General features: G+C 69.3%; 34 protein-coding genes and 4 pseudogenes. 22 read left to right on the top strand and 16 right to left on the bottom strand.

The genetic code is table 11. The features are described 5' to 3' along the window. Positions 1 to 2: 2 nt before the first annotated feature. Positions 3 to 379 (top strand): annotated as a pseudogene (locus tag M6G08_RS25010) (transposase); the annotation flags it as partial. Here the strand turns inward: M6G08_RS25010 and M6G08_RS36045 are convergent. After that, positions 260 to 574, bottom strand: a complete 315-nt coding sequence (locus M6G08_RS36045; RefSeq protein WP_443048931.1) for a hypothetical protein — start codon at positions 572 to 574, stop codon at positions 260 to 262. The pseudogene M6G08_RS25010 and the gene M6G08_RS36045 overlap by 120 nt on opposite strands. 273 nt (positions 575 to 847) lie before the next feature. Here M6G08_RS36045 and M6G08_RS25005 point away from each other — a divergent pair, with 273 nt between their 5' ends. After that, positions 848 to 1471 (top strand): hypothetical protein, encoded by a 624-nt coding sequence (locus M6G08_RS25005; protein ID WP_272589398.1) that lies wholly within the window; start codon positions 848 to 850, stop codon positions 1469 to 1471. Between the two features lie 22 nt (positions 1472 to 1493). On the opposite strand, the pseudogene M6G08_RS25000 reads toward M6G08_RS25005, so the two are convergent. After that, positions 1494 to 1691: pseudogene (locus M6G08_RS25000) on the bottom strand (IS630 family transposase); the annotation flags it as partial. Between M6G08_RS25000 and M6G08_RS24995 the strand changes: the two are divergent. Next, positions 1669 to 2097: an Imm49 family immunity protein gene (locus tag M6G08_RS24995; protein ID WP_272589397.1), complete on the top strand. Its 429-nt coding sequence runs from the start codon at positions 1669 to 1671 to the stop codon at positions 2095 to 2097. The pseudogene M6G08_RS25000 and the gene M6G08_RS24995 overlap by 23 nt on opposite strands. A gap of 214 nt (positions 2098 to 2311) precedes the next feature. Here M6G08_RS24995 and M6G08_RS24990 read toward each other — a convergent pair whose 3' ends face one another. Together M6G08_RS24990 and M6G08_RS24985 are read right to left on the bottom strand one after the other, a co-directional pair. Next, positions 2312 to 3013, bottom strand: a complete 702-nt coding sequence (locus tag M6G08_RS24990; RefSeq protein ID WP_272589396.1) for a class I SAM-dependent methyltransferase — start codon at positions 3011 to 3013, stop codon at positions 2312 to 2314. 119 nt (positions 3014 to 3132) lie between these two features. After that, complete coding sequence (locus M6G08_RS24985; protein WP_336299014.1) at positions 3133 to 3675, bottom strand: glycine-rich domain-containing protein; 543 nt, start codon at positions 3673 to 3675, stop codon at positions 3133 to 3135. Positions 3676 to 4310: 635 nt separating this feature from the next. Here M6G08_RS24985 and M6G08_RS35890 point away from each other — a divergent pair. The 4 genes and pseudogenes from M6G08_RS35890 to M6G08_RS24970 form a co-directional block, all read left to right on the top strand. Next, positions 4311 to 4817, top strand: a complete 507-nt coding sequence (locus M6G08_RS35890) for a hypothetical protein (protein WP_336299013.1) — start codon at positions 4311 to 4313, stop codon at positions 4815 to 4817. A 96-nt stretch (positions 4818 to 4913) separates the two neighbouring features. Next, the gene (locus tag M6G08_RS35885) at positions 4914 to 5105 is read left to right on the top strand and encodes a hypothetical protein (protein WP_336299012.1); all 192 of its coding nucleotides are present in this window, start codon (positions 4914 to 4916) and stop codon (positions 5103 to 5105) included. Positions 5106 to 5189: 84 nt separating this feature from the next. After that, positions 5190 to 5603: a hypothetical protein gene (locus tag M6G08_RS24975; RefSeq protein ID WP_272589395.1), complete on the top strand. Its 414-nt coding sequence runs from the start codon at positions 5190 to 5192 to the stop codon at positions 5601 to 5603. Positions 5604 to 5730: 127 nt separating this feature from the next. Beyond that, positions 5731 to 6213, top strand: a pseudogene (locus M6G08_RS24970) (DUF4158 domain-containing protein); the annotation flags it as partial. 181 nt (positions 6214 to 6394) lie between these two features. On the opposite strand, the gene M6G08_RS24965 reads toward M6G08_RS24970, so the two are convergent. Continuing rightward, positions 6395 to 7918 (bottom strand): MFS transporter, encoded by a 1524-nt coding sequence (locus tag M6G08_RS24965; protein WP_272589393.1) that lies wholly within the window; start codon positions 7916 to 7918, stop codon positions 6395 to 6397. Between the two features lie 103 nt (positions 7919 to 8021). Between M6G08_RS24965 and M6G08_RS24960 the strand changes: the two genes are divergently transcribed. From M6G08_RS24960 to M6G08_RS24950, 3 genes are all read left to right on the top strand, one after another. Continuing rightward, positions 8022 to 8894, top strand: coding sequence for a helix-turn-helix transcriptional regulator (locus M6G08_RS24960; RefSeq protein WP_272589392.1), 873 nt, complete (start codon positions 8022 to 8024; stop codon positions 8892 to 8894). Positions 8895 to 9309: 415 nt separating this feature from the next. Then, a complete protein-coding gene (locus tag M6G08_RS24955; protein WP_272589391.1) occupies positions 9310 to 9666 on the top strand; it encodes an SUKH-4 family immunity protein in 357 nt (118 codons plus the stop codon). A 154-nt stretch (positions 9667 to 9820) separates the two neighbouring features. Beyond that, positions 9821 to 10216 carry a VOC family protein gene (locus tag M6G08_RS24950; protein ID WP_272589390.1) on the top strand — a complete coding sequence of 132 codons (396 nt, stop codon included), beginning with the start codon at positions 9821 to 9823 and terminating at the stop codon, positions 10214 to 10216. 122 nt (positions 10217 to 10338) lie between these two features. Here the strand turns inward: M6G08_RS24950 and M6G08_RS24945 are convergent, their stop codons facing one another. Further along, positions 10339 to 11328: a tyrosine-type recombinase/integrase gene (locus M6G08_RS24945; RefSeq protein WP_272589389.1), complete on the bottom strand. Its 990-nt coding sequence runs from the start codon at positions 11326 to 11328 to the stop codon at positions 10339 to 10341. 3 nt (positions 11329 to 11331) lie between these two features. Here M6G08_RS24945 and M6G08_RS24940 point away from each other — a divergent pair, with 3 nt between their 5' ends. The 3 genes from M6G08_RS24940 (at position 11332) to M6G08_RS24930 (ending at position 13048) form a co-directional block, all read left to right on the top strand. Next, entirely contained in the window at positions 11332 to 11898 is a 567-nt protein-coding gene (locus M6G08_RS24940) for a hypothetical protein (RefSeq protein WP_272589388.1), read from the top strand. A 176-nt stretch (positions 11899 to 12074) separates the two neighbouring features. Then, entirely contained in the window at positions 12075 to 12353 is a 279-nt protein-coding gene (locus M6G08_RS24935) for a hypothetical protein (protein ID WP_272589387.1), read from the top strand. Positions 12354 to 12532: 179 nt separating this feature from the next. After that, positions 12533 to 13048 carry a GNAT family N-acetyltransferase gene (locus tag M6G08_RS24930; RefSeq protein ID WP_272589386.1) on the top strand — a complete coding sequence of 172 codons (516 nt, stop codon included), beginning with the start codon at positions 12533 to 12535 and terminating at the stop codon, positions 13046 to 13048. A gap of 232 nt (positions 13049 to 13280) precedes the next feature. Here M6G08_RS24930 and M6G08_RS24925 read toward each other — a convergent pair whose 3' ends face one another. Beyond that, complete coding sequence (locus tag M6G08_RS24925) at positions 13281 to 13823, bottom strand: MOSC domain-containing protein (RefSeq protein WP_272589385.1); 543 nt, start codon at positions 13821 to 13823, stop codon at positions 13281 to 13283. Between the two features lie 352 nt (positions 13824 to 14175). Here M6G08_RS24925 and M6G08_RS24920 point away from each other — a divergent pair, with 352 nt between their 5' ends. Both M6G08_RS24920 and M6G08_RS24915 read left to right on the top strand, forming a co-directional pair. After that, positions 14176 to 14415, top strand: a complete 240-nt coding sequence (locus tag M6G08_RS24920; protein ID WP_073732278.1) for an antitoxin MazE7 — start codon at positions 14176 to 14178, stop codon at positions 14413 to 14415. A 3-nt stretch (positions 14416 to 14418) separates the two neighbouring features. Beyond that, entirely contained in the window at positions 14419 to 14805 is a 387-nt protein-coding gene (locus tag M6G08_RS24915; RefSeq protein ID WP_272589384.1) for a toxin Doc, read from the top strand. A 344-nt stretch (positions 14806 to 15149) separates the two neighbouring features. Here M6G08_RS24915 and M6G08_RS24910 read toward each other — a convergent pair whose 3' ends face one another. The 3 genes from M6G08_RS24910 to M6G08_RS24900 form a co-directional block, all read right to left on the bottom strand. After that, the gene (locus M6G08_RS24910) at positions 15150 to 15287 is read right to left on the bottom strand and encodes a hypothetical protein (protein WP_272589383.1); all 138 of its coding nucleotides are present in this window, start codon (positions 15285 to 15287) and stop codon (positions 15150 to 15152) included. A 241-nt stretch (positions 15288 to 15528) separates the two neighbouring features. Continuing rightward, on the bottom strand, positions 15529 to 15723 hold the full coding sequence (locus M6G08_RS24905; RefSeq protein WP_272589382.1) for a hypothetical protein: 195 nt from the start codon (positions 15721 to 15723) through the stop codon (positions 15529 to 15531). A gap of 287 nt (positions 15724 to 16010) precedes the next feature. After that, complete coding sequence (locus M6G08_RS24900; protein WP_443048924.1) at positions 16011 to 16385, bottom strand: RHS repeat-associated core domain-containing protein; 375 nt, start codon at positions 16383 to 16385, stop codon at positions 16011 to 16013. On the opposite strand from M6G08_RS24900, the gene M6G08_RS24895 reads away from it, so the two are divergent. Beyond that, positions 16384 to 17004: a hypothetical protein gene (locus M6G08_RS24895; protein ID WP_272589381.1), complete on the top strand. Its 621-nt coding sequence runs from the start codon at positions 16384 to 16386 to the stop codon at positions 17002 to 17004. The two genes, M6G08_RS24900 and M6G08_RS24895, sit on opposite strands and share 2 nt — an antisense overlap. Here the strand turns inward: M6G08_RS24895 and M6G08_RS24890 are convergent. Both M6G08_RS24890 and M6G08_RS24885 read right to left on the bottom strand, forming a co-directional pair. Next, on the bottom strand, positions 16976 to 17230 hold the full coding sequence (locus M6G08_RS24890) for a site-specific integrase (RefSeq protein WP_272589380.1): 255 nt from the start codon (positions 17228 to 17230) through the stop codon (positions 16976 to 16978). The two genes, M6G08_RS24895 and M6G08_RS24890, sit on opposite strands and share 29 nt — an antisense overlap. Before the next feature lie 75 nt (positions 17231 to 17305). After that, positions 17306 to 17473, bottom strand: coding sequence for a hypothetical protein (locus tag M6G08_RS24885; RefSeq protein WP_272589379.1), 168 nt, complete (start codon positions 17471 to 17473; stop codon positions 17306 to 17308). Positions 17474 to 17538: 65 nt separating this feature from the next. On the opposite strand from M6G08_RS24885, the gene M6G08_RS35880 reads away from it, so the two are divergent. Continuing rightward, a complete protein-coding gene (locus M6G08_RS35880) occupies positions 17539 to 17784 on the top strand; it encodes a hypothetical protein (RefSeq protein WP_336299011.1) in 246 nt (81 codons plus the stop codon). Positions 17785 to 18178: 394 nt separating this feature from the next. Here the strand turns inward: M6G08_RS35880 and M6G08_RS24875 are convergent, their stop codons facing one another. Further along, a complete protein-coding gene (locus M6G08_RS24875; protein WP_272589378.1) occupies positions 18179 to 18913 on the bottom strand; it encodes a dienelactone hydrolase family protein in 735 nt (244 codons plus the stop codon). Positions 18914 to 19286: 373 nt separating this feature from the next. Here M6G08_RS24875 and M6G08_RS24870 point away from each other — a divergent pair. The 3 genes and pseudogenes from M6G08_RS24870 to M6G08_RS24860 all read left to right on the top strand — a co-directional run. Then, positions 19287 to 19463 (top strand): annotated as a pseudogene (locus tag M6G08_RS24870) (murein biosynthesis integral membrane protein MurJ); the annotation flags it as partial. Positions 19464 to 19870: 407 nt separating this feature from the next. Then, entirely contained in the window at positions 19871 to 20071 is a 201-nt protein-coding gene (locus M6G08_RS24865) for a hypothetical protein (protein ID WP_272589377.1), read from the top strand. A gap of 93 nt (positions 20072 to 20164) precedes the next feature. After that, a protein-coding gene (locus tag M6G08_RS24860) for an IS630 family transposase (RefSeq protein ID WP_443048923.1) occupies positions 20165 to 21261 on the top strand; the annotation gives its coding sequence in 2 pieces (ribosomal slippage) (positions 20165 to 20195 and positions 20195 to 21261; 1098 coding nt in all). Here M6G08_RS24860 and M6G08_RS24855 read toward each other — a convergent pair. Further along, on the bottom strand, positions 21238 to 21789 hold the full coding sequence (locus tag M6G08_RS24855) for a hypothetical protein (protein ID WP_272589376.1): 552 nt from the start codon (positions 21787 to 21789) through the stop codon (positions 21238 to 21240). The genes M6G08_RS24860 and M6G08_RS24855 overlap by 24 nt on opposite strands. Positions 21790 to 22329: 540 nt before the next feature. On the opposite strand from M6G08_RS24855, the gene M6G08_RS24850 reads away from it, so the two are divergent. Beyond that, positions 22330 to 22857, top strand: coding sequence for a hypothetical protein (locus M6G08_RS24850; protein ID WP_272589375.1), 528 nt, complete (start codon positions 22330 to 22332; stop codon positions 22855 to 22857). A gap of 478 nt (positions 22858 to 23335) precedes the next feature. Here M6G08_RS24850 and M6G08_RS24845 read toward each other — a convergent pair whose 3' ends face one another. Together M6G08_RS24845 and M6G08_RS24840 are read right to left on the bottom strand one after the other, a co-directional pair. Then, positions 23336 to 23551 (bottom strand): 3'-5' exonuclease family protein, encoded by a 216-nt coding sequence (locus tag M6G08_RS24845; protein WP_272589374.1) that lies wholly within the window; start codon positions 23549 to 23551, stop codon positions 23336 to 23338. A 369-nt stretch (positions 23552 to 23920) separates the two neighbouring features. Beyond that, positions 23921 to 24547, bottom strand: a complete 627-nt coding sequence (locus M6G08_RS24840) for a TetR/AcrR family transcriptional regulator (protein ID WP_272589373.1) — start codon at positions 24545 to 24547, stop codon at positions 23921 to 23923. A gap of 99 nt (positions 24548 to 24646) precedes the next feature. Between M6G08_RS24840 and M6G08_RS24835 the strand changes: the two genes are divergently transcribed. Then, positions 24647 to 25300, top strand: coding sequence for a CatB-related O-acetyltransferase (locus M6G08_RS24835; RefSeq protein ID WP_272589372.1), 654 nt, complete (start codon positions 24647 to 24649; stop codon positions 25298 to 25300). Positions 25301 to 25354 lie beyond the last annotated feature (54 nt).

The raw sequence follows: 25354 nt of genomic DNA, 5'->3' as shown, positions 1-25354 counted from the left end.
AGCCCACGGGCCAGCTTCTGACCTCCATGCCGGGCACCGGGGCCAAGACCGAAGCCCGCATCCTGATCGAAGCCGGCGACCGTATCCCCTTCCCAATCGCTGGCCATCTCGCCGCCTACGCCAGGATCGCACCAGCAACTTGGAGCTCGGGCTCCGCGATCTGCGGTGAACAACCGTCCCGGGAGGGGAAACAAGCAGATCAGACGGGCACTATTTCTCTCTGCGTTCGCCGCCTCAGCGACCCGGCGTCGCGGATCTGCTAAGACAAGAAGATCGCCCAGTCCAGGGCAAGCCCCACCGCCAGGCCCTGCTCTGCTTCGCCAGACGCCGGGCAGACGTCCTGTTCGCCATGCTTCGTGACGGGTCCTTCTACGAACCGTCCGTCGACGACGTCGCTCGGGTCTGGTTGTCTATGAGCGGGCGACGCCCCGGCAAGATTCGTCAACGCCATGTGCGCTGATGTGGGGGCGTCGATCCGGTGACAGAACCATCGTGAAGCAACGGCGTACAGCAGCGTCAGATGGCCGAACAAGTGCACAGCGCGGCGATGGCGCCTGGAGAACTGCACGATCACACGGGTGTCACCGTTGACAGGCTCGACAGCAGACAGGAGGCCACCGCCCTCGGCGGAACGCTTCGGCGCAGGCAGTGGTACCCGTGTCGTTCGGGTGATAAATCTCGCGACTGACACACCAGTTGGTGACGTCATGACAGTTGAAGTCGCCGTCTCCTTGGAGAGCCTTGACCACCTTGTTGATGCCCTCCTGCGAGTCACAGGCCCGCTTCCCTTCAAAGTCATGGCATATGCTCCGCCTGCCTGCACGCAAGGGCAGACGGAGGGGCGTTCATGAATGACTTCTGGAGTGCCGGTTCGCAGACCAGGAACGGAGAGTGGGCTGGTGAGGAGGGAAGGACGCCGTTTCCGGAAGACGTGAACGGTACGTCTGACGGCGGGGCCGGGCTGGGGCGCATGCTGTCGTGCCTGGGGATTGTCGTGCTCGTCTTGGCGGTGTTGGTTGGAGGGATCGTCTGGCTGTTCCAGGACGCGCTGTTCCATCCGTTCGGCGACGCCCGGGCATGCAAGGGAAGCGACGTACAGTTGCCAGGCGTGATCCGCGCCGGTGGCGCATCGATCCCTGCCGGCGCCTCCGACGTCCACTACTTCACCCGGAACGGCAGCGCTGAGGTCACCTTCGTGAGTCGCCAGATACCAGACTACCTTCACCGTGCCGGCATCCTCCCGGACGGCGAGCGCTTGTTCGATGAGGAATACGGCACCAAAGCGGTCGCCGACGACGAGATCGAGCCGCCCGGTGGTCTGTGCGGCTCTCCCCTGCGTGGCCCCGTCTGGATCTACCATTCCACGAGCGCCACCGGGTCCAGCGTCAACGTCATGGTCGAGCGCTCTCCTGCGGCCAACGACTCCTTCCGCTTCCCGGCCCGCGCCGTGGTCACCTACAACCTCCCCTGACGCGCACGGCGGAAAGTCGCGGTTACTGACTTTGTTGGCGTGGTGTCGTCAAGGTAAGGCCGGTTCCGGCGAGGCAGCCATCAATGACGTTGCTGCGGTACTGGATCTGGCGGAGGCCCTGTCTGAGGGCCCGCATCAAGTGGTCGGGATCGGCGAAGGCGGTGTTGAGCTGGCTGCTGCGTCGCAGCAGTGACCAGATGCCTTCGACAGGGTCGGTCTCCACCCGGGCCGACCTCGCCGAGACGGACGCGCTGTGCGCGTACCTGACCGTCGTGCACGGGCGCTGTCCCGGCGCATTTCCCGGGCCCGTCCCGGTGGACAAGCCCGACACGGAAGCGCGGGCCCGGGCCGCCGAACGGCTCGACGAGGCCGGCGCCCTGAACGCGGACCAGCGGCTGCTGCGCGTCCTGCTCGACGACGACCGGCCCGTCTTCGAGCAGGCCATGGCCGAAAGGCTCCTGGAGCACCGCGCGGGCGTGGGCCCCGGCCCCGGCCCCGCTCCCCTCACCCTGCTGACGGTCGGGGCCGCCGCAGTGGCCGCGCTCGCCTCCCTCGCGCACGGATGGCAGCTAGGCATCCGGTCCGCCTACCTGCCCGACTCCCTCCTGCGCACCCCGCAGCACTGACGAAGCAGTCACCCGGTGCGGGACACCGGGCCGGGAAAAGCCTCCGTGATGTGCCCGGCGTGCCGGATGCCCTGTTCAGTCCCCGGAGAATGCCGGACGCCGTCTTCGACCACGTACGAGGGCCTCGGACGCGCGCCGCTCCGCCTGTCGGGGCTCGTGGCCGAGCCCGTCCCGGGGAACCCGGTGAGCACCGGCCGTGCAGGCGCCGAAGCCTCTATGCGGCGGGCCGGTCCGTGCGGAAGGCGGTCACCAGGAGTGCGTCGGCGGCGCGCGGTCCCGTCCCGCCGGGCAGCGTCTCCGTGCTGATCCGGGTGAATGCCGCCTCGTCGAGGAGTTTGGTCCACACCTGCTCCTGGAGCACCCAGCGGCGCATGGTGGCTCCCTCTCCGTCCGGGGTCCTGGCGCCGATCTCGGTGTGCTGCACATCCGGGTGTGCGGGCGCGCCGCCGAGGTGATGGGCGAGGGTGGAGAACACCAGCCGCCCGCCTGGGCGCAGCGCCGAGGCCGCTGCCGGCAGCAGTTCGCGCGGCTCGGTGAAGTCGACGGCGCCGAAGACGCTGTAGAGCACGTCGTAGGTGCCGGTCGCGGCGTGCAGGTGCCCGGTGACGTCGCAGTGGACCAGACGGAGCCGTGGCGCGAGATGGCCGTAGAGGTCGCCGGCCATGGCGTGCTGGGCGGGTGAGGCGTCGACGGCGACGACGTGTGCGGGCCGGTGGTGGACGGCCAGGTGCGCGGCGTGCCGGGCGGTACCGGCGCCGAGGTCTGCGACGCGGCGGCCGGTGAGGTCGCCGAGGACCGCGGCTCCGGGGCCGCTGTCCTGGCCCCAGCTCCAGGAGAAGCGGTCGGGCACGGCGCGGTCGGTGGCGTGACGGGTGCGGCCGTAGTGGTGCCAGAGGTCTGCGGTGGAGGTGGTCATCCCGCCCATCCTGGCGGGCGGCGCCCGCCGGCGGGCTCGTTCGGCTCGTTCTCACCCGGGAGTGTGCCGTAGGTCCCGGTCGGGCGGCCGGGGCCTGCGGACATCACCGTGCGGGGTGCTCAGTGCGAGTCGCTGCCCGGGTGGCAGGGGCCGCACGTGGCGGTGTCCGCCCACAGGGGCAGGTCGACGTTCCAGCCGTCGGCGGCGATCTGATCGGCCGTCCGCAGCACCGGGCCGTCGTCCTTGAAGTCGACCTCGGGGACATGGTGCAGGAAGTGCCCCTCGTTGAAGCGCTCGCACAGCTCGAAGTAGCTGACGGTGTCGAGGACGACGGTGTGGACGCCGATGTCGACGAGCGTGCTCGGGGCGAGCCCGAGGCCTTCACCCCGGTGCCGCATCGCGGTCAGCAGGTAGGCGTAGCCCTGGTCGAGGACCCGGGCCGCCGTCACGGAGTCGTAGGGGTGGTCCCGCATGAGGAGCGCGACCTGCTTGTCCCACTGGGCGGCCGGCACGACCTCGCGGGCACGGCGGACGGTGCCGGTCGTCGGTCGGTGGCCACAGGGAGTCCGGCGGCGGTTGCCATGGTTCCTCCGGTGGACGGTGCCCCGCTGCTCGGGGCGACGTACCCAGCACAGCGCGACCGGCGGCCGCCCCGTGGTCATCTGCCGTGCGGTGCAACGCGTTTGCACGGTGTGCAAGCGGTCTCGACGCCGGTCCGCGGCGCCGCCTACCGTGGGACGCCCCCGGCAGTGCGGCGTGGGAGGTCCAGTGCCCGTAGACCCGCTCTGGAACAGCACGACGGCACGCCAGTTGACCGAGCAGCGACGTCCCCGTGCCCTGATCCGGCTCGGGCACGAGCACCGGTCATGGACGCAGGCTCATCTGGGTGAGCGGATCGGCTGTTCGGCGGCAAGGGTGTCCCGGCTCGAACGCCGCTCGCGCGTGACCGACTTGGTGCTCGTGCACCTGGCGGCGGCCGAGATCGGCGTGCCCCGACCGCGGCGGCCGAGGTCGGCGTGCCCCGACACATCCTGATGAGTTCTCTGGCACCACCGTCCACGGCGGTACCGGCCGGCACTAGAGTGACGGCCAGTCCGCGTGACGCCGAGGAGGACCCCATGCGCCGCCGCACGCTGCTCACCGCCACGGCGGCCGCCGGACCGGCCGCCCTGCTCACGGGACTGGACGAAGCGCTTGCCGCGACCCCGGCGCCGACGAGCGGCCTGGGACACTGGACGGCCGCCTGGCCGCCGCCCGGGAGCTGTACGACAAGGGCCTGCACGGCCGACTCCTGGCCGTGCTGCCCGGCCTCATCGCGGACGGGTACCGCGCCGCCGCCTCCCGCCGGAACCTCGATCAGGCACGGCTGTCCTCGGTCTACACCCTCGCGTCCTCGGTTCTCAGCAAGATCGGTTCGTACGAGCGGGCGCGGCTCACCGCGGACCGAGCCCGTACCTGGGCAGAGGCGTCCGGGTCCCCGCTGGCGGCCGCGGCCGCCGCCCGGGAGCTGGCGATCGTGCTGCGCCACCAGGACCGCCACGGTGAGGCCCAGCGCCTCATGACGTCGGCGGCCGCCGACGTGGAAGCGACCGGCCTGCGTACGGACGCCTCGGCCGCCGCGTACGCGCAGATGCTGTGCACGCTGGCCTACACCGCCGCGCGGGGCGGACAGCGGGCCGAGGCACTGGCGATGGTCGAAGAAGCACGTCGCTCTGCCCGACGGCTGCCCGGCACGCCCCCACCGGGCCGCCTGTTCCCCGTCGGCCCGGCCGCCGTCGACCTGTACGAGGTAGGCGTGCACTAGGCGCTCGGCGACGCCGGCGCCGCGCTGGAGGCGGGTAAGGACCTACGGCCCGACCAGTTCCCGACCGCCGAGCGCAAGGCGAGGCTGGGTACGGACATGGCACGGGCCTGGTGGGCGTGGAACCGGCCCGAGCAGACCGCCCGCGCGCTCCTGGACGCGCACCGGGCGAGCCCGGGAGAGGTCCGCGACCGGCCCGCGATCCGCAGCATCGTCAACGAGCTGGCCGAGCGGCATCCGCGTACCACGGGCGTGCGAGAGCTCCAGGCCGCCGTGGTGTCGACGGGCTGACCACCCCGCCGCCGCTCGGAGCCGAGCGAAGCACCGATCGACGGCCACGACCCCGGTCGGCAACTGAACTGGCTGAAACTGGACATGAGACACCGCGGCGCCCCCTACTCCCCCGTCGCCGCCCTCGCAGTTCTCCATGCGGCCCGCGGTGACGCCGAAGCCGCTGAGAGCGTCGCCGGCCGGATCCCGGATCCGCGGCGCCGCGCAGCCGCGTTGAGCGCGGTCGCCCGCCACTTCACCCGTATCCCGGTCCGCCCCCTGCCAGGCACCGACCCCGCCCGCACGGATCCGTTCACCCGCACCATCCAGCACCTCGCGCTGACCGTGACCCCCTCCGCTTCGGCAGACAGGAGGACGGCTGTCCACTTCCTCTCACAGGCGCTGAACACCTCCGGCTGGTACCACGGCCTGCCGGTACTGGCTCAGGTCGAACCGACGGCGATATCCCCCGTCCGGGACATCTTGCTCGTACATACCCGCGCCGCACTGGACCGCTGACATTCGAGGTGACGGCGGAACATGCACGCCTATGACAGGCCGACGGGGCAGGGCTCCCTCGGATGTGATTACGGCCTCGGGAACATCGGTACAACGGTTATCGGTGAGAACGATCACGGTTCGGCTCGTGCCGGTGGAATTCCTGAGTGATGAGCAGGCCGAGGCGTACGGGACGTTCGCCGAGGAGCCGCTCCACCCCGGGCTGGAGCGGTTCTTCTTCCTGGGCGACGTGGCCGGGACCTGATCGCCCTGCGGCGGACGGAGCATCACCGGCTCGGCTTCGCGCTCCAGATGTGCACGGTGCGGCACGTCGGCCTGTTCCTGGAGGACCCGCTCGCCGCGCCGTGGCCGGTGGTCGGGCACTGGCCGCGCAGCTCGGCATCGAGGACCCATCGGTGGTCAGGCGGCACGCCGAACGGCATCGGACGCTGTACGACCACGCGTGGGAGATCCGGGACGCCTACGGCAACCATCCCTACGAGGACGCCGAGTGGGCCGGCGGTTCCGTACGTTCCTGCACGGGCGGGCGTGGACGCACGCCGAGGGCCCGAAGGCGCTGTACGACCACGCGGTGGGCTGGCCGCGCCGTCACCGGGTCCTGCTGCCCGGGTGTCCGTGCTGGCGTTCTACCTCACGTGGCAAGTCCTTCGGCAGCGAGATTCAGGGCGTAGGCAGGCGTCGGCTCAGAGATCGCCCGGACAAGTCCTCCAGGCATTCGCGGGCTCGGATCCGCCCGCCTCACCGGTTGAGGTGAGGCGGGCGGATCCGGGGGCAGGGCCGCACCGGCCGGTTCATGCCTTGCCCGCCAGTTGTTGCTGCTCGGGCTCGTCGAAGCTGCTCCCGCCGGGGTCGTCGGCCGTCGGCTTGGAGAGCCAACGCAGGGTGGCGGCCCCGAGCGCGGCATGCAGCAGAGCGGCCACCAGGACGGCGGCGTGCAGGCCGGTGACAAAGGCGCTCTTCGCGTCCTGAAGCGCCGCAGGCACGAGGTCCGGCAGGTGGCGCGTCTCCTCCAGGGTGGGGGCGAGGTCCGGCCCCTGGAGGCGGAAGACCAGGGCGGCGAGCGACCCGAGGATCGCGATGCCGAGGGCGTTGCCGATCTCGTTGCTGGTCTCCGCGATCGCGCCGGCCGAACCCGCACGCTCCGCGGGGACCGCGCCGACGGCGGTGTCGGCGACCACGCTGAAGGAGATGCCGTAGCCGACTCCGGCGATCATGGTCGAGGCGACGTACCAGCCGACGCCACCGGTGACGGTGGTGGGCAGGAGCAGAAGCAGGCCGCCGGCGATGGTGAAGTGGCAGATGATGAGCGCGCTCTTCTTGCCGATACGGTCGACGAAGGCGGGGGTGACGATGCAGGTGATGGTGAGGACCGCCGCTCCGGGGAGCGCGAGCAGTGCCGCGTGCAGGACGCTCAGGCCCAGGACGGACTGAAGGTAGATGCCGGACAGGTAGGCCGCCGCCGACCATGCCGCCAGCGGCAGCAGCCCGGTGATGATCGCGATCGTGAAGGTGCGGTCACGGAACAGGGAGAAGTCGATCAGCGGGTGCTCGAGATGCCGCTGGCGGAGCGCGAAGAACGTCAGGATCGCAAGGCCGAGCAGCCCGGTCACGGCCGGCAGGACCGTGAAGCCGTCTGCGGCCAGGTGCTTGATGCCGTAGATCGTGAGCAGCAGGCCCCCGGCGGAGGCCACGACGCTGAGCAGGTCGACGCGGCCGGTCCGGGTCGCCCGTACCTCGCGCAGCAGGACCGGCGCGAGCACCAGGAAGACGGCGATGACGGGCAGGTTGACCAGGAAGACCGAGCCCCACCAGAACTGTCCGAGCAGCGCGCCTCCGACGACCGGACCGATGGCGAATCCGGCCGCGAACGCGGCGGCGAAGACCCCGATCGCCCGGGCGCGCTGCTTCGGGTCGGGGAACAGTTCGCTGAGCACCGCGAGCGCGGAGGGCAGCAGGGTCGCGCCGGCCACGCCCATGAGGGCCCGGCAGGCGATGAGAAGCTCCGGGGTCGGCGCGAACGCCGCCCCGGCGGATCCGGCACCGAACACGGCCGCGCCGATCATCAGCAGCTTCAGACGGCCGTAGCGGTCACCGATGCTACCGAAGGCGACCAGCAGGGAACCGACGGCGAAGCCATAGATGTCCAGCATCCACAACGCCTGGCCGGCGGTGGGCGAGATGGCCTCGGTGATGCTCGGCATCGCCAGGAAAAGGATCGAACCGTCCATCGAGACCAGCAGGACCGGGCCGAGGATCACCACGAGCCCGAGCCAGGCCCGCAGGCCGGGTGAGGGGTGTGCATGCTGTTGAGTCATGCCCTCGACGGTCCGGCACCGTGAGTGCAGCAGCCATCCCCGTGCTGTGGGTACACCCGACAGGTGCACCCACAAGCCCTGCCCGCGTCTTACGCTCGAACGCATGGAGAGCCTCGGAACGTTCCTGAAGAGCCGCCGCGACCGGGTCACCCCGGCCGAGATCGGCCTGCGCACCTACGGCACCTCCCGCCGCGTTCCCGGCCTCAGGCGTGAAGAGCTCGCCCAGCTCGCCGGAGTGAGCGCGGGCTATTACACGCGCCTGGAGCAGGGGCAGGCCGACACGGCATCCGAGCAGGTGCTGGACGCGCTGGCCCGCGTGCTCAGGCTCGACCAGGTGGAGACCGTCCACCTGCACAACCTCGCCCGACAGTCCGCGAAGCCCGGCCTGAGCCAACCGCTTCCCGAGGAACCGCACCCGCGCGTCCTCACACTCCTGAAGTCGCTCGGCGAGGCCCTCCCCGCGATCGTCCTCGGCAGGCGCGGGGACGTGCTCGCCTGGAACCGCACCGGGCACGCACTCTTCGCCGAGCACATCTCCTACGAGGCGCCACGGGACCCGGAGCAGCGTCCGTCGATTCCCCGCATGTTCTTCCTCGACCCCCACACCCGGGCCATGTACCGCAACTGGCACGAGCTGGCCCGCGTCCACGTCGCCTACCTGCGGCTCACCGCGGGCCGGTACCCGACCGACGCCCGGCTCGCTGGCCTGATCGGGGAACTCACCATGCACAGCGACGACTTCGCGACGATGTGGGCCACCGGCGACGTCGCCGACTGCACCGTCGGCTCCATGCACCTGCGACACCCCACCGTCGGTACCGTGAACGTGGACTACCAGGTGTGGCTCCAGCCCGACAGCCCCGACCACCGGGTCGAGGTCTACACCGCGAACGACCCGGCCTCGTCCGATGCGCTTCGGGTCCTGACCCAGCAAGTCAGCCGGGCCGACGAACCGGAGCCGCTCCGACAGAGTTGACCCGGCCGTACCGAGCGTTCGCCGTGCGCCGAACGGCCACTCCCGTAAGACGCCCGGAAGGGGTGGGCGTCGTAAGGGAGTTGGCGTGCCGGGTGTGCGCCGGTGCGCCGGGGGCCAGGAAACGGCCTGTTCCCGTCTGCGCGGGAGTTCCTCGGCGGCCGCGTCCCGCTCCTCGCGGCAGCCGGCGCACCGCGAGGAGGCCGAGCGCGAAGGTGAGCGCGGCGGCGACGCCGATCGCCGCGTGCAGCCCGGTGACGAAAGCGTCCTCGGCCCGCTCCGCGTCCTCGGCGGTCCGGCCTGGGGTACCCAGCGTCGTGCCGAGGGTGTCCGCGCGGCCGGGGCCGAGGAGCCGGAAGAGGAACGCGGCGAGCGAGCCGAGCAGGGAGATACACCCTTAGCAGGCGACACGTAATTGTTGATCAGCATCACACCGAGTCAGGTACTCGCCGGCTCCGGTCTTACCTGCGTTACATACTTCCCTCGCTCCGCCGACAGCCACAGGCGAAGCGAGGTCGCGAGCTTCCTGTCAGGTGTCGGCCTGCCAGAAAGTTCGTTCCTCTCCAGCCGCCTCGACCTCGAGGACGAGTCCCTGGAAACGAGCGACGGCAACCCGACCCTGAAGACCGCGTTCGAGGCAGACGGCGCCCAATGCCCACCCGAATCCGAAGGGTGGGAGATCCTGGGCGACCTCAACTACGCAACGATCGCCATCGCCCCGAGCGATGTAGGTGATACCGGTCAACGCGTGAAGCCTCCGGGCTCCGGGAAGTGATCTTCACAGACCGGTTCCCACCAGGGGCTCCTCGCGTATCCGATGCCAGGTCGAGCCCGTCTGACGGCCCTGGTCAGCCAGGAAGATCGCGGGTCTGTCGGACGGGCGGCGTGGCCAATACCCTGAGTCCCGTCCGCACTACCCGGGGAGAGCCATGACAAGCAGGTTCACTGAGCTGGCCGTCGACTGCCACGATCCGGAGAGGCTCGCGGCCTTCTGGTGCGAGGTCCTGGACTTCAAGGTGATCGACCGGAGCGAGGGCAAGGTCGAGATCGGCTCCTGGGTGCCGACCGTCGAGGATGTCCGGGCCCGTCAGATGCCGCCCACCCTGCTGTTCATCCAGGTACCCGAGGGCAAGACCGTGAAGAACCGGCTTCACCTCGACGTCAGCCCGATCGACGGCAGCACCGAGGACGAGGTGACCAGATTACTCGGCCTCGGCGCCACCAAGACGGATGTGGGCCAGGGGCCGGACCGAAACTGGGTGGTCATGGCAGACCCGGAGGGCAACGAGTTCTGCGTCCTACGCACCCTGGCACCGCAGACCTAGACCGCGAGCGGGCACTCGACCCCCATCACACACCGCAACCGTCACGTTGCCGAGAAGACCTCAGCAGGAACACACCTGGCTCCACTCACCAGCCGCGTGCGCCGTCCGGCGCCGCACGACAGTCAGGTGAGGCCGGCGGTGGCGTTGTCCTCCCAGCCGTCGACCCGCTGAAAGTAGCCGTTCATCGAGCGGGAGCGCCGGGCCCACCCGCCCTGGTCGGCAATCGCCACGGCGTCTTTGCCCTTCTTGCGGGAGGCCGTGGCCAGACCGATGCGCAGGGAGTGACCGGTCCAGGCAAGCGAGATTCCGGCACGGGCGCTGATCCGCTTCACGGCCCGGGTGACGGAGTCGGGGACCATGCCGCCGGTGACGTTGCCGTGCCGGTCGACGCCGACGAACGCGGGGGCGTCGGGCTGCGACCAGCGCGGCTCGGCCTCGGTGGCGAGGCGGGCCCGGTACGCCTTCCACGCCTCCACCGGGCAAATCTCCGGGTCCTGCTGGTAGTTGACGTTCGCGTCGCGGACGCTGTGCTTGGTCTTGCCGGTGAGCACCGACACGACCAGGCCGCGCGGTGTCAGGGTGACGTCCCCGGCGAGGAGGCCGGCGGGGTCCTGAGCACGCGAGGCGTAGTGGAAGCCGGTCAGGACGAGCGCCTTGTCCCGGGACCCGGCGAGATTGTCCGGGCAGGCCCTCGCCACACGGTACAGGTCGGGGACCTCCGCCGCGGCGGCCTGGCCCCGGCCGCGCCGCTCCCCCGTCTTCAGCAGCTCCACGGCGGCCGCCTCCAGCGTCGCCCGCGCCTGCGCCTGGTCGTCCCGACCCACCTCCGCACCGCGGCGGCGCAGTTCGACTACGGCCCCGGCGAGGATCGTGCTCGCCGACGAGGGCGCGTAGCCCTTGCCGTCCGCCCGGCCCCGGTCCAGCAGCCACACGACGAACGCCACGAACGCGCTGCGCGTGGCCTGCAGTTCGGGAAATCCCTGCGCCGCGCAGAACCGCGTCCAGACCTTCCACGCCTTCGCGTACGTGTCCGTCGTGTTGGCCGGTCGCAGTCGCCGCTGCACCTGGTCCGCGAAGTCCTCCGCGTCCGCGAGACGCCGTGCGACCTCCACGCCGTGGCGCTGCGCCCACTGGACGACCAGAGGGAGATCACGATCGAGGGCGCGGACCGGGACTTCACCGAGAAGCTCGTCGCACTCGCCGCAGAGCACCACGCGGAGCTGACCGTCGCCGCCGTCGACACCGCCTGGACCGTCGAGCGCGCCAAGCGCTATCTGCGCTCGCTGACCGCCGGCGCCCGCCGGTTCGCCGAGATGATCGTCGTCGACGGCGACGGTTATGTCGACGCGGACCAACTGCGCTCCGCTCTCGGCAAACTCAACGGTCCGACCGTCGCCCTGTCCCGGGCCGTCCCGCGCGGCGTGCGCGAGGGCTGGTGGCCCGAGGGCGTCAGCGCACCCATCACTCCGGTCTACGATCCGGACATCACGAGCTGGCAGAAGGTCATCGCCTACGAGATGACCAGTGAAAGCGTCCCCGTCTTCCGCTCCGCCTTCTCCGCCCTGAAGACCGGGCACACAGCGGCCCCCGCGTCACCGGAGCCGCCCCCCCATGGAGCGGGGAGGCGCCGTCCGCCTTCGCCGTACCACCCGGATGGGACGCCGCCGACTACGTACCGCTGATCACGCTCGACGAGGGCGGCGTCCACGCAGGGCCCGACACCGGCAGCGAGCGTCAGCGGGACAAATGAGGCAGGTCGAAGGGGGGATGCCCGTCTAACTCCCCCCGCTCCCGCACAGTCGGCGCGGCCCGTCACCCCGGCGGGCCATGACAACCGCCTTGCAGGAGTGATGCCGCCATGCCCGCCCTCGTCTCCCTCGCCCTCGACCGGGGCCTGGACCTTCTCGGCACGGCCCTGGGCCAGTGGCTGCTCGCCGTACTCCTGGCCGCTGCCGCCGTGGGCAGAGTGCTGTACCGACGGAGCCGGGCCACTCCCGCGGAGCCGGCCCGCGTCCGCCGCTTCACCCTGCTGCGCACCGAGGACGTCGGTGGCGCGCCAGTGCGGTACGAGACCACCCGGCCGACCGGAACCAAGATCACTCCTTGGATTCACAGCGCCAGCGCCTCTACGAACTGACGGACGTGCAGCTTGAGGACGGAACCTACGCGGCCGAGCCTCTCGACCAGGTCTGACCGGCGGGTGCCGACGGCCCAGCTCCCGTAACGACGCGTCGTGCGGCCGTCTCCCCCTCGTAGCCCTCGGTCTTGCCCTCCGCGCGAAGGTGCGTTCATGATCGTCATATGGGTAGGCCATCGGTGACTCTGGGCGAGATCGTTGTGGACGACTGGCCAGCCGTCCACTCGTGGGCGTCTCTGCCACGGGTGTGCCGCTATCAGTCCTGGGGGCCGAACACAGAAGTCCAGACCCAGGAGTTCGTGTTTTCCGCGGTCACGGCCTGGTCGGACACCCCTCAGCGCCGGTTCCCGTTCGTCGCTCGCGTCGAACGGGATGTGGTGGGCATGGGTGAACTGCACGTCCGCAGCCATAAGCAGCGCCAGGGCGAGATCTCGTACGTCGTACATCCCCGAGTGTGGGGGCAGGGCATCGGCACGGAAATCGGTCGGCAGCTGCTCGCCTACGGGTTCGACGAGCTGGGGCTTCATCGGGTCTATGCGACCTGTGACCCGCGGAATCACGGCTCCTGCCGAGTGCTGTCCAAGATCGGTATGACGCTTGAGGGACACCTGCGCCACACGGCGCTGCTCCGTGACGGTTGGCGAGACTCCATGCTCTTCAGCAGCCTCGAAGGGGAATGGCGCGCCCCTGTGTAGCCCGCAGGCGGGGCGCTTCCGCTTCTCGGTTCTGGCACGCGTCTTGGGGAGTCGGGGCACGCGTCCTTCCGGCCCCCTCCTCGTACGGCGAGCACGATGACGACCATGAGCCCTGCCGCCGCGTCCGCCATCAGTACGAGAAGCAGGAGACAGCATGCGGTGAGGAGGCCTTCTCCGCTCGACGGCTGCTTGCCGACAGGTTCGGGACACGGATCCAACCCCGGCGAGCTGATCAGACCCGGTCCAGGGGTCGGTGCGGACCGCTGGGAAGTTCGATCGCGACATCGTCGCCGGGGCGCACCACTCCGCTTTCCTTCACGACGCTCATGATTCCGGCTTTGCGTACGATGTTCCCGGCCTCGTCGCGGCTGACGACCCGCTTCAGCAGCCCGTCCTGGAAGGTGTCGATCTGCAGGCAGGGATTGCGGAGGCCGGTGACTTCCAGGACCGCGGAGTCGCCGACGCGCAGCAGTGTGCCGACGGGCAGGCCGAGCAGGTCGATGCCGCGCGTGGTGATGTTCTCGCCGAGTTCTCCGGGCGCCACTTTGAATCCTTCGTCGCCGACCTCGTCGAAGAGCTCTTCGTGAATGAGGTGGACCTGGCGCAGATTCGGCTGGGTGGGGTCCTGCGCGACGCGCGAGCGGTGCTTGACCGTCACACCGGCGTGTACGTCCCCCTCCACGCCGAGCCCGGCGAGCAGTCTGACACTGTCCCGGTTCGGCTTGGTGAACGAGTACTCCCCGTTGCTGCTGACCGCCGTAACTCTCCCGCTCATACCTCGAAACCCCCTCGTCGGTAACGGTGTCCGCCCCCGAGCCTAGCCCTGGCCGACTCGGTGACGGCGCCGCGGGGGTCGGTGACCTTCGCCAGGTCGCCGGCCGCCGTGTACCAGCACAGGTGCCCGGGCGTTCCGCAGGACCCAGGCCCTCTGCTCGACAGCCCGACCGCACCTTCACGACCTCGGGCCCTCACTGCTGACACCAAGTGGTCGGTCAGCGTCACGGCTGGCCCGAGTGCCAGGGGGCACCCGGCCGGCGGAAGTGATGGAAGCGATCAGGAACCCGCTGGTCAGAGCAGTATCCTCAGGTGGCTGGCCTGGGCGTGGTCTCACGCGGCTTACTCGACGCATGGCTGGCATCGAGATCGACGACACCACCGCGGACGCGCTGCGGGCCCTGGCCGACGCCGCGGGACTGCCGCTGGACGCCTACCTCGCGCAGGTCGCCGAGGAGAAGCGGCGCGAGCGCGCGCTGGCCGAGGGCGCGGAGATCTTCCGGCAGGTCACCGGCGACCCGGAAACGGCCGCTGCGTTCGACGCCGAGTACGGTGGCTCTGCGCCGGCCCGGACCGCCCCGCGGGCGGCCTGACCTGTGCCTGCCGAGTACTACGTCGACTACCGGTGGTTCCTGGAACGCCAGGCTGAGCTGCTGGACGATCTCGCCGTCAACGACTACTCCGTCTTCGTCGGCCTGGCCGCCCGGCACAAGGTCGACCCGCCCCGTCACGACCAGCACCACCCGGACGCCTTCTGGCGTGCGGCAGTAATGCTGGAGGAGTGCGTCGTGCTCCGGCCGCTGCCCGCCCGCAACGAGCTGTACGGCTTCGGCGTGGCCGTGGCGTACCTCGGAATGCACGGGGAGCGGGTGAACACCAAGTTCGAGGCCTGGCGGGACCTGATCGCCGACATCACCGCCCTGCGACTCGACTCGTTCGCCGTCGCCGAACGGCTGCGCTCACTGCGCCTACCGACGGCCTGACCTCGCTGTCGCCTCCCCCATCCACACCCACGGTTTCCACGGGCGGTCAAGGCAAAGGCCAAGCAGAGCAAAAGGCTGGGAAGCCCTGTCCCCAACCGAACGTGATCCCTTGACTCCCGCTGGCTTCATGGCCGATGGGTGCGCGGTGGCGTCGGTGCCGGGGATGCCGGAAGAGCGGGAGGCGGCTGCCCGCGTCGGGTGGAGGGCTTGCGGGAAGAAGTCGCTCGGTTGGCCGAGGTGTTGGAGGCTGCGAAGATCGAGCTGGACCGGGAGTGATCGCGCGGGAGCAACTGGTCAAGGCCCTGGCAACTTACAGTCCCTCATCCGTACGTGATTGGGTACGCTCACGTGCACGCCGACACCGTGGCTTCGGCGGCGGCGGTGAAGACCGGGTCGGCGAGGGCGGCGACGACCGCGCTCGCCGGGGCGCCCTTCTTGGACCGGCGGATAGAGGGTGAGCCTCGACCCTTGCTCCTGGACACACGAGATGCCGTTCTCAGATCCTCAGGAACCAGTGTCTCGTGTGTCCAACATCAGAGGTCAAGGCCCGTCATCAGCAGGCCGACCGAAGCCTGTCCGACGACCGATTCCCCCGGTTGACGCAACCCTCCGCAGCGTAGGGGTAGGGGTTGGCTTCCTGGCCGGTGGGCCGGGCGGATGAAATGGTCGAGATGGCCTGCCTGGCCCGCGCCGCCAGGACCCGAGCCCGGTTCCCACTCTCTCCTACAGAGATTTCCCTTTCCTCGAGGCGCGCCACGTGATGAAGGTCAGCACGACCGACGCGGCGGCGCCGACGACTCCGAGGGTAAGCGCAACCGCCTTATTGATTCCGTCTGCCATGGACCCAGTCACCAGCATGGTGATGCTGGCCACATAGCCCACTGCAATGAATATCTGAAACTTCACCTTCATACTCACAAATACTTTCCCATCCTTCAGCGATATGCCCAAAATTCAATCTTCGAGTATGCGACTGCCGCATCGTGTCACCAGTCGCCCTGGTGACACGATGCGGCACACTTGAAATGACCGCTCACACGCCAGCCTGTGCTTACACGATCAATTCCCCACCGAAATACCCGATGGCTCCCCCCGTGACGCAGCCAACCGCTCCTGCTGCGACGCCCCCCACGCCGCCCCCAGGACGGTGCCTGCGGTTATGAAGCCCGACTGTGCAGCTGCCTGAATACCCGAGTAGCAACCACTCAGTGCTCCGAAAAACTACTGCCCGTGTCGAGGAACTCATCAAAGCTGAAGAGCCCGGTGGGGTCGGTTCGGTTGACGGGGTCGCCTTCGGCGTACAGGTAGGGATTGTCTTCCTGTCCGCTCGGGTCGGGCTGGGTGAAGCGGCCGAGGGTGGGGTCGTAGTAGCGGTGGCCCATCTTGTACAGGCCCGTCGGGTCGACGTACGCACCCGCGTAGCGGTACGGCTGGGGGACAGCCTCCGTCGGCGTCGTGCGCGGCAGGCCGGTGGGGCCGTAGGCGTAGCTGTGGGTGCGCTTGCCCGCGTCGTCGGCGAGGCCGAGGACGTTGCCGGTGGCGTCGGTGAGGTAGTAGTAGGACTTCCCCCCAGTCGTCATGGAGTTCAAGGTGCCCGCCGGTTCGCGGATGAATCCGGTGTCGACGCCGTTCGTGGGTTCTCTTGCGGTGGCAGGATGCCTGATCACGGATGAGCACCCGGGAGATCCCATGAACGATCAAGGCACCCCTGGCTCGGCAGAAGGCTTCAGTGTCTTCGCCGTCGACGCCGACTGGCCGGAGTCCCGGCAGGTCACGGGGCACGGCCACAACCGAGTCACCGGCGAGATACATGTGTACCTGTGGTTCGGCTCCCCGTGCTTCGACCCCGAGGTCGAGCATGTCACGGTCTTGAGCGCCTCCTTTGGCGATGCGGAGGCCGGCGAGGCCTTGGCGCGAGCTTTCGAGGACTACTGCCACGCTGGCGAGGATCCCCCGGCCAGCCTGCCGGCCTCCGAACCCGTCACTGTCACCACGGACGGGAAACCCACGACGTTCGAACTCTGGCGCAACAGCAACAACCGTTACTGGGTCGCACGGGGACGCGTCGAAGGCACTGAAGTGGTCCTGTCCGGCTCCGGGGCCGAACCCAGCGGGCTCAGCCTGGTCCGCGTGAGTGACCTGACCTCGTTCTCGAACCCGTACGCGTCCCTCACGGGTGATTTCCCGCCTTCGGCATGAGAGCGGCCAGGTCGCGGTGGCCGGCGTACTGGGCGATCTGGTCGATGGTCCAGTCGGCGCGGGCCAGGTCGGTCAGCCGCGGATGCCGCAAGGGGTGGTTGGACAGTGGGGCAGCGCCGGCGTCGCGGGTAATGCGCTCGACCGTTCTCCACCAGATCCAAGGCCCCGGCGGGGCGCCGTATTTGTGGTTCGAGACGGAGCGGAACAGCGACCGGTCGGTCGGCACCGACCATCCCGCGGCGCTCGGTGAGGTACGCCACGAAGAGCTGGGACGACCTGGTACCGAGGGCCACTTTCGGGCTCACTGGGACTCGGTGATCTCCGCCCGCAGGTGGATCAGGCGGTGCGCGAGTTCGAAGTCCTCGACGTCGAGCTGGACGACATCGTTTGCCGCAGCGATGGCACCCGTGGCTTTCGGGTCCTGCCCCGTCGCTGGGTCGGGGAACGGCCGTTCGCCCGGTGCCTGCACAGCCGACGCCTGGTCCGGGACTGCGAACGCCGCACCGGCACCGGCGAAGCCGCCTCCTGTGGTCGATGACCATGCTCATGAGCCGCCGCCTGGCCGCCCGGCGCCAGGGCCCTGATCCGATGCGGGCGGGCAGCGTGAACCTGCCCGGCTTCCCCTCCATCAGCCAGCCCCGCTCCACCAGCCGTTCCAGCCGTGCTCTGGCGCCTTCGACGCGAAAGGCGGACGCACTGTCCCAGCTCAGCACCACCGCCGCCCGCCGAGCACCGAGCCCATCACCTCCCGCGTCGACCGCAGCAGCCGTCAACGCCTGACAGTCCGGCGGCAAGTCCTTCACCTCACTGGCGTGTCGCCGGTGAGGCACCGACCGGCGCGGTCCGACCGGCCCCCGCCCCGACACCTCACCGGTCACGTCGACGTGTGCCTCCTCCTCGGAGAGCGCCTCCAGATACTGCTCCAGCGATCACTCGGCGTCGGCGCACCTCTTCCGCGTCCGCCAGAACCGCCCGCACCCGTTCCAACTCGGCTTCGAGTCGCTGCACCTGCGCGGCTGCGGCCTTCTGCCGCGCTTCCGGGAACCGCCCGCATCGACGGCATCCGCCACCCCACGACATCTCGCGCGGCAGCGGGACGAGACTCCCGCCGCAGTAGCTGCTTCATGCTCGACCAGCGGAAGACGTCACGCGAGGTGCGGAAGAGAACGGCCTCTCAGCCGTTGCGCAGGGTGCGGTCCAAGAGAGGCAGCAGTCGGTCCCAGTGGCGCTTCAGCCCGGAGGCGCTGAAAGCGTCGGTGTCGGACATGGTGAAGCCGTGGACGGTGCCGGGGTAGATCTCGGAGGTGTAGCTGACACCTGCGGCGTCCAGGGCCTGGTTGAGCTTGCCGAGGGCCTCGGGTGTCAGGTCGCCTTCGGCGTGACCGAGGTGGACCTGGGCGGTGAGCTTGGAGAAGAGTTCGGGCCCGTCGACGCCCACGGGGCCGTGGAACGCGGCGACAGCCGCGATCTGGCCGGAGTGGGCCGCGGCGGTGCGCATCGCCAGGAGGCCGCCGATGCAGTAGCCGGTCACCGCGACCGGACCGGCGCTGACCTCGGGTTGGCTGGTGAGGAACCTGAGAAAGGCCTCGGCGTCGCTCAGAACACGTTCGGCGGTGTGCGCCTCGATCAAGGGCATCAGCTGGGCGAAGACCGCGGGTCGGGCCGCTTCTCCGATGTGCTCGGGAAGCTCGACCACCGGTGCCGGGCCGTGCCGGTAGAAGAAGTTGGGGACGAGTACGTAGTACCCGTGCCCGGCCAGTTCGCGGGCCATCTCCCGCAGCACGGGCCGGATGCCGAAGCCGTCCGCGTACATCAGCACCCCCCGGTGCCGCTCGCCGCGGTCGGGGAAGGCGGCGAAGGCATCGGCCTGCCCGTCCGCGGTGGGAATCCGCAACGTCTTGGTGTGCATGAATTTTCCTGTCGTGGTTGATGTGGCGAGCCTGTGATCAACACGACGGAGGCGGAGCCCGCGCAGCGGCGCGGGATCCGCGATCGGGCAGCGGGGCCGCATCGGCCCGTACGGCGCTCAGAAGAGCACCGGGTCACCAATCCGTGTGTGGCGCGATGCCGTCCCGGTAGTCATCCCCACAGCATAGTCCACAGCCTGACCATCCAGTACGACAACATGACCACCGAGCATGGAGCGCAGCCCCGACCACACCCCCACGCCCCCACACCCTCAGCGCCCGGTCGGCTGCAGAGCACTGGAGCGGCTGACGAGTAACGAGTACGTCGCGGAACTGCCGGGGTCCTGTCGGCATGTTCGCCGCCTGTCTGGGGCTGGGCTGATGACGGTTCCCGACCGGGTGGAGGACATCACCGCCGCCCAGGTGCGGCTGCTGGGGATCGGAACGACCGCGGGCATCGCCGTCCAGGCCCTGGCGCTGATCCCGTTCGCCCGGGCGGCCGGTTTCCGGTTCCGGCCGTGGTTCGACTGGTGGGGAACCGGCCTGGGCAAGCCGCGTGCGGGTGCGTCCCCAGTTCGAGGAGGCGCTGCGGACCGCACGATCAAGGCGCACGCCCCGCACTGTCGGGTCATCCTGACGGTGTACGAGATGAAGCGACTCGGCCCCGACGCCGCCGAACTCACCGCACTCGCCGACCACCTCACCACCCACGGCCTCATCCTGGATGATGCTCGCCGGGCCCCTGCCCGGCCTCCACGATCCCACCGGACCAGGCAAGCTGCCGTTCGCACTCTGCGCCGCGATGGCGGTGCCCGAGTGGGAGAACACCCGCGGGTCGACGCCGGAAGGGCTCGACACCGCCTCCGCAAGGGCAAGCACGGCGGCCGGCCCCCGGCCATCACCGACGACATGCTCCACACTGTGTTGCGCCGCAGGGCGACGGCGAGTCCGTCGAGCAGATGCAGCCCGACCTGATCATCCCCACGGGCAAACGCAAGGGACAGAACCCTTCGGTCGCCAGCATCTACTGGGCGCTCGCGGAACACGCCAAGCGTGAGGCGTACCCCGAAGCCGTCGCCCAGGCCCACGCCGACTACGCAGCCCTCCGAACCGGCGAACTCCCCGGCCCACGGACGGCGATGCTGGAACCCGCTCGGTGACGCGGTGCCGCGTCAGCCGCGACCGCTACTGACTTTGGAGGCGTGTTGTCGTCGAGGGCTGACGGGACATGATCGTCGCGGTATGCGCTTTGTATGAGGTATCCGCAGGGTGGCGGACTGGCCCTGAACGGCAGGCGTTTCGTGAGCGGATCCAGATGGAGACCGCCGAACGGTTCGGTGCCGGCGCCACCAACGCGGAGGTCGCCAAGGACTTACCGGTGAGCGTGCGTTCGGTCCAGCGGTGGCGCCGGGCCGGGCGGGAGGCCGGCACGGACGGTCTTCGGTCAGTGGGACCGGTGTCGCTGCCCAAGCTGAGCGAGGTGCTGTTCGCCGTACTGGAGCAGGAGCTGGACAAGGGACCGGTCGCGCACGGCTGGCCGGACCAGACCTGGACGCTGGCCAGGATCAAGACCTTGATCGGGCGGCGGTTCCACACGTCGTTCACGCTCCCGGGTATCGCCCAAACGCTGCGTCGCCACGGCTGGAGTCACCAGGTCCCGGCCCGACGAGCGACCGAGCGGGACGGCGTAGCTGTGGGCGGGTGGGTGAAGGAGACCTTCCGGCACGTGGAAGCACCGCGGCGGCGCTCGACGCCTACCTTGTCTTTGAGGACGAGACCGGCCGGCTTCTCGATGACGCCGCCGACCGCCCGTACACGGTCCCGCTGTGGTGACATCCCGGTCGACACGGTGAGGGGCCGCTCCCAGAGCCGGATCCCGATCGCTGCCCTGGCCTGCTACAAACCCGGCGCGCGCTCGCGGCTCGTCTACCGGCCCACGGTCCACCCGGACCACAAGGCGGGCGGACGACGCAGCTTCGCGTGGACCCACTACCGCAATCTGCTCATCGCGGCCCACCAGCGGCTAGGCAGGCCGATCGTCCTGGTCTGGGACAATTGCAATGTCCACCGCGACCGCCGCTTACGCGCGTTCATCGACGCCCAGGACTGGGTCACCGTCTACCACCTGCCTCCGTACGCGCCGCAGCGCAGTCCGGCCGACGGAATCCGGTCCCTGCTCCGCAGGCGCTGCCAGGCCAACACCGGCTTCACCGACCTCGCCCACCTGATGCGCGCCCTCCGGCAGGGGCTGCGCCAAGTCCAGTACCGGCCTGACCTCATCGACGGATGCCTTGCTGGCACCGGCCTCGCCCTGACGAGGCCACGCCTACAGGGGGGAGCTCATACGTGAGGTTGGGGCAGCGCCATCTGCTCGGCGTAGTTCTCCGGTTGCCAGAACAGCGTAGGCAGCGCCGAGGAAGAGCACGCCTGGGATGGCAAGCACGGTGCGCTGATCGCTCTCCAGGACGTCCTGGTAGCGGCTCTGGGAGATCTCGACCGTGCCGCGCGCATGGGGCGTCGTGTCGAACGCGACATAACGGCCATCCCTGACCTCGGCCGACTGCAGGTTCCCTTCCGTTGCCATGCTGAAGACCAACAGCACCACACCCCACAGGGCCAACGCTCCGAGTGTCATCTGCACCTTGCCGGGCAGGCACCGGAAGGCCAGCCAAATCGCATGTTTGTCCGCACCCGTCAGGATCAGTCGCACCAGAGCAGATTCAAAGGTCAAGAAGAGCGATACGAGTATCGCGGCCGCCAACCATCTCACGCCTGTGAGCGGCAAAGCCCCGGGCAGCCACGTGAGCGTGGCCAGCAACAAGAGCATGGCGCCCAGCCCGGCCGCCACACCACCGTGCAGCTTGAAAGTCCACCCCATGCTTCACAGAGTGTCACAGAGGCCGGTCGAAGTCGTGTCTGGCCATCGCCTCCGAGGTCAGGGGTACCACGATCCGAGGTGGCGACCTGCCGGCCGACCATCCGAGCCAAGCCGGTGACTGGGAAGCCGCCTGGTTCTGTTTCTGCTACGCGCCGCTGCCCCTGTGGGGGCCGCTGCTGGGCGTGCTGACCGTCGCGCACTGGGAACGCCGTTCCGTGGCCGAGAACGCACCACGGCAGCGTGAGACCGCCGTCGGCTTCCGATGCTCACGCCGGAGGCCAGGTCCATGGGTGAGTACTGCCGAGAACCCGCTTCGGGAAGCAGCCTCTGCCGGCGGATTACTGACTTCGCCTCGTCGTGGTGAATAAGCCCTGGACGCCGCCTGACCTCAGGCCCGCGGGTTCGGCGACCTCCGAGCCTTTCCGGGGCGGTAGTCACGAACCAGCCATCTTTGGCAAAGAAACAACTTTCAGGCATGCTTCGATGTCCCGCCTGATGTAGCCACTCGATCATGCTTTGGTAGAGGAGACACATCACTTCATGCGCATAGCAAGCAGAACGGCGGGACTCGCAACTGGTGCAGTACTCACGTCGGCGTTGCTCTCCGCGGCAACCACTCCAGCAACCGCTTACGACCCGGACCCGAGTTACACGGTGTCTTACCGAGACACGGACAACTGCCCCTGCACGCTCACTGATCCGATCGACAACACGTACTTCAAATGGGACCCCAACGGTTACGCCACTAAAGTGGAGCTGCGTGGCACGTCCACAAATCCAGGTTCCGCTCCTCCGTACCTGGGCAAGGTCGAGTTCCACCCATATGACGAGAAGCTGTGGATTTACGACACACGCAACGACGGTGACACGTTCTACGTGCGCATCACATATCGGACCAGTGTCGACAAAGCGGTGACCCTGGGGTCCTATTCAGCAGGCGGCACGAGCGCGACGGTCGACACAAAGGTCTACGACCTCGACATTCCCGAAGGCGAGCATCTGAACATCTGGGTGTACGACGACGCGAACGGCAACGATCAAATCATCACCGCGATCGGCACGCCGTAGTCCGGCGCCGCACTACTGCCCTGATCGGCGCCAGGATCTGAGCCGCTGCGGCTGGCGATGACGTAGCCGCGGGGTCGTTACACGCTCCCCGGCCGCTCGTACCTGTCGCACGCCATTCGGACGCCCTCTCACCGGCGGCCGCCGCCAGCACCGCCCCCACATCAGCACACCCTGGCAGGGTGCGCTGATGATGGGCGTCGTTGGCGCCGTCGTCGGTCTGGTCCAAGCACCACTCAACCGAGCGGCGGCCCGAAGGTCCGTCTATCGCGGTCAGTGACGCCTGCTCTGTGACCGCTCGCGAGCAGGTGACCGTCCAGAGCCCTGAACTGCGGCCCCCGCGCCGGCTCCGGGGTAGGGTCGCAGTTCGACTGATCGTGCGGGACTGCATGGCCTGCTCTGCAGGCTCCCTCGCGGGTGAACGCTGGCTTCCGGGAGAACTGCTGCCGGTGGCGGAGCGTCGTGCCGACCAAGGAAGCGATCAACGAAACGCATGTGTCCGAGCCTGGCCTGGTTGGTCGTGGTCGACGTCGCCGCCGCGGATGATGAGACAGCATTTGTTGAACAGCCCGGTGAGCGCGGGCAGCGGCTCGGCGAAGCCCAGGGCCGACGCAACCCGCTCCGGCGTGATGCCGTGCACCGCGACAGCGGCCGGCTCCTTAGGGGTGCTCGGCTGCACGTACTCGTCGAAGACCACGCTGCCGCGGCGTTCGACGGCGGCGGTCCAGACACGCGTACGCGTGTCTGGACCGCGTACGCGTCCTGAAGCCCGGTGGTCTCCACGTCGACCGCCAGGAGCGTCTCGTCGGCGAGCAGGCGCCGGGCCCGGTGGCTCACCTCCTCGCGCTCGCGCGGCCAGGTCGCCGGCGCCGCAGGGCCCGCACGGCGTCGTGCAGGTCGTGGTGGGCTTCGTGGGTGGGTCTCGTGGGTGGGTCTCGCGGGGCCCGTCAGGGCCTGGGCAGCGGCAGGCCGGGCGGGTGCGGGTGCCGCAGGTGCTGCCCGCCGTCGTAGGTGAGCCCTCAGCCGCGCTCTTGGTTGCGCTTGCGTTCGCTTCCTGTCTCCTCGATCACACGCTCTCTTCCCGACGGACGGAGAAGGCACCCGCGGCAGCCGCCAGAACTGCCGCCTCCGCGGCCCGTTTCGGCAGTTGCGGGTCCGGATCGGTACGCAGGAGCACCAGCTGGTGGTAGAGCGGCGCCGTGGCGGCGATCAGCAGGCTCCGCGCGTCCGTGTGCTGTGCGGGGAGTTCACCGCGCTCGACGGCGCGCTCGACGAGGATCTCGCACTGGGCGTACCGGTCCGTCCACAACTGGGTCTGGGCTCGCGCGGCCTGCTGGGAGTGGAACGAGGCGGCCATCAGGGCGACGGCGAGCGACGGCTGTACGACCAGGGATTCCTGGATCTCCTGGTTGAGGGCCGTCAGATCGCCGCGCAGCGAGCCGGTGTCCGGCGGCTGCCAGTCGATCTCGCCGGCGGCGTCGATGACGTCGACGAGCAGGCCGCCGACATCGCGCCAGCGCCGGTAGACCGTGGCGCGGTGCACTCCGGCGCGCGTCGCGACACCCTCCATCGTGAGTCTTTCGTGACCGCCTTCAGCGAGTTCGGCGCGCACCGCATCGAGAACCTGGGCGCGGATGCGGGCGGTGCGACCGCCCGGACGGCGGTCCGACGTCGCGTCCAGTGGGTCTGTCATCGGTAATCAGTATCCGGTTGATCAAGGCGGCAGGGCTGTGCCAGCATCTTAACGCGACAGTTGTCGCCCTAGGTTCACCAGAGAGGAACCGCCTCCTCGATGCCGCCCGTTCCCGCTGACCCCACCGTGCTCCACCCGATGCCCGAGCACCCGCGCGTGGTCCTGCTCAAGCCGCTGGTGAAGTCGCCGCTGATCGAGGTCGGTGACTTCACCTACTACGACGATCCGGACGACCCGACCGCATTCGAGACGCGCAACGTCCTGTACCACTACGGCCCCGAGCGGCTTGTCATCGGCAAGTACTGCGCGTTGGGGACGGGCACCCGGTTCATCATGAACGGCGCCAACCACCGCATGGACGGTCCTTCCACCTTCCCGTTCCCCACGATGGAGGGCTCCTGGGCCGAGCACTTCGACCTGATCACCGACCTGCCCGGCCGGGGCGACACAGTTGTCGGCAACGACGTGTGGTTCGGCCACGGCGCCACCGTCATGCCCGGTGTACGCATCGGCCACGGCGCGATCATCGCCACCGGCGCCGTGGTCACCGGAGACGTCCCCGACTACGGCATCGTCGGCGGCAACCCCGCCCGGCTCATCCGCACCCGCTACGACGCCGCGGACATCGCCCGGCTCCTCGCCGTGGCGTGGTGGGACTGGCCCGTGCAGCACATCACCAGGCATGTACGGACGATCATGTCGGGGACCGTCGCCGACCTGGAGGAGGCCGCCGCGCAGATCGACCAGCCCTGACTCGCGTCCTCGCCACACCACCGCTCCCGTCCCGCGCCAGTAACGAGTGATCCC

Source organism: Streptomyces sp. M92, from assembly GCF_028473745.1.
Taxonomy (GTDB): domain Bacteria; phylum Actinomycetota; class Actinomycetes; order Streptomycetales; family Streptomycetaceae; genus Streptomyces.
Note: the sequence above shows the minus strand (reverse complement) of the source record. Positions and strands in the feature narration are given on the sequence as shown.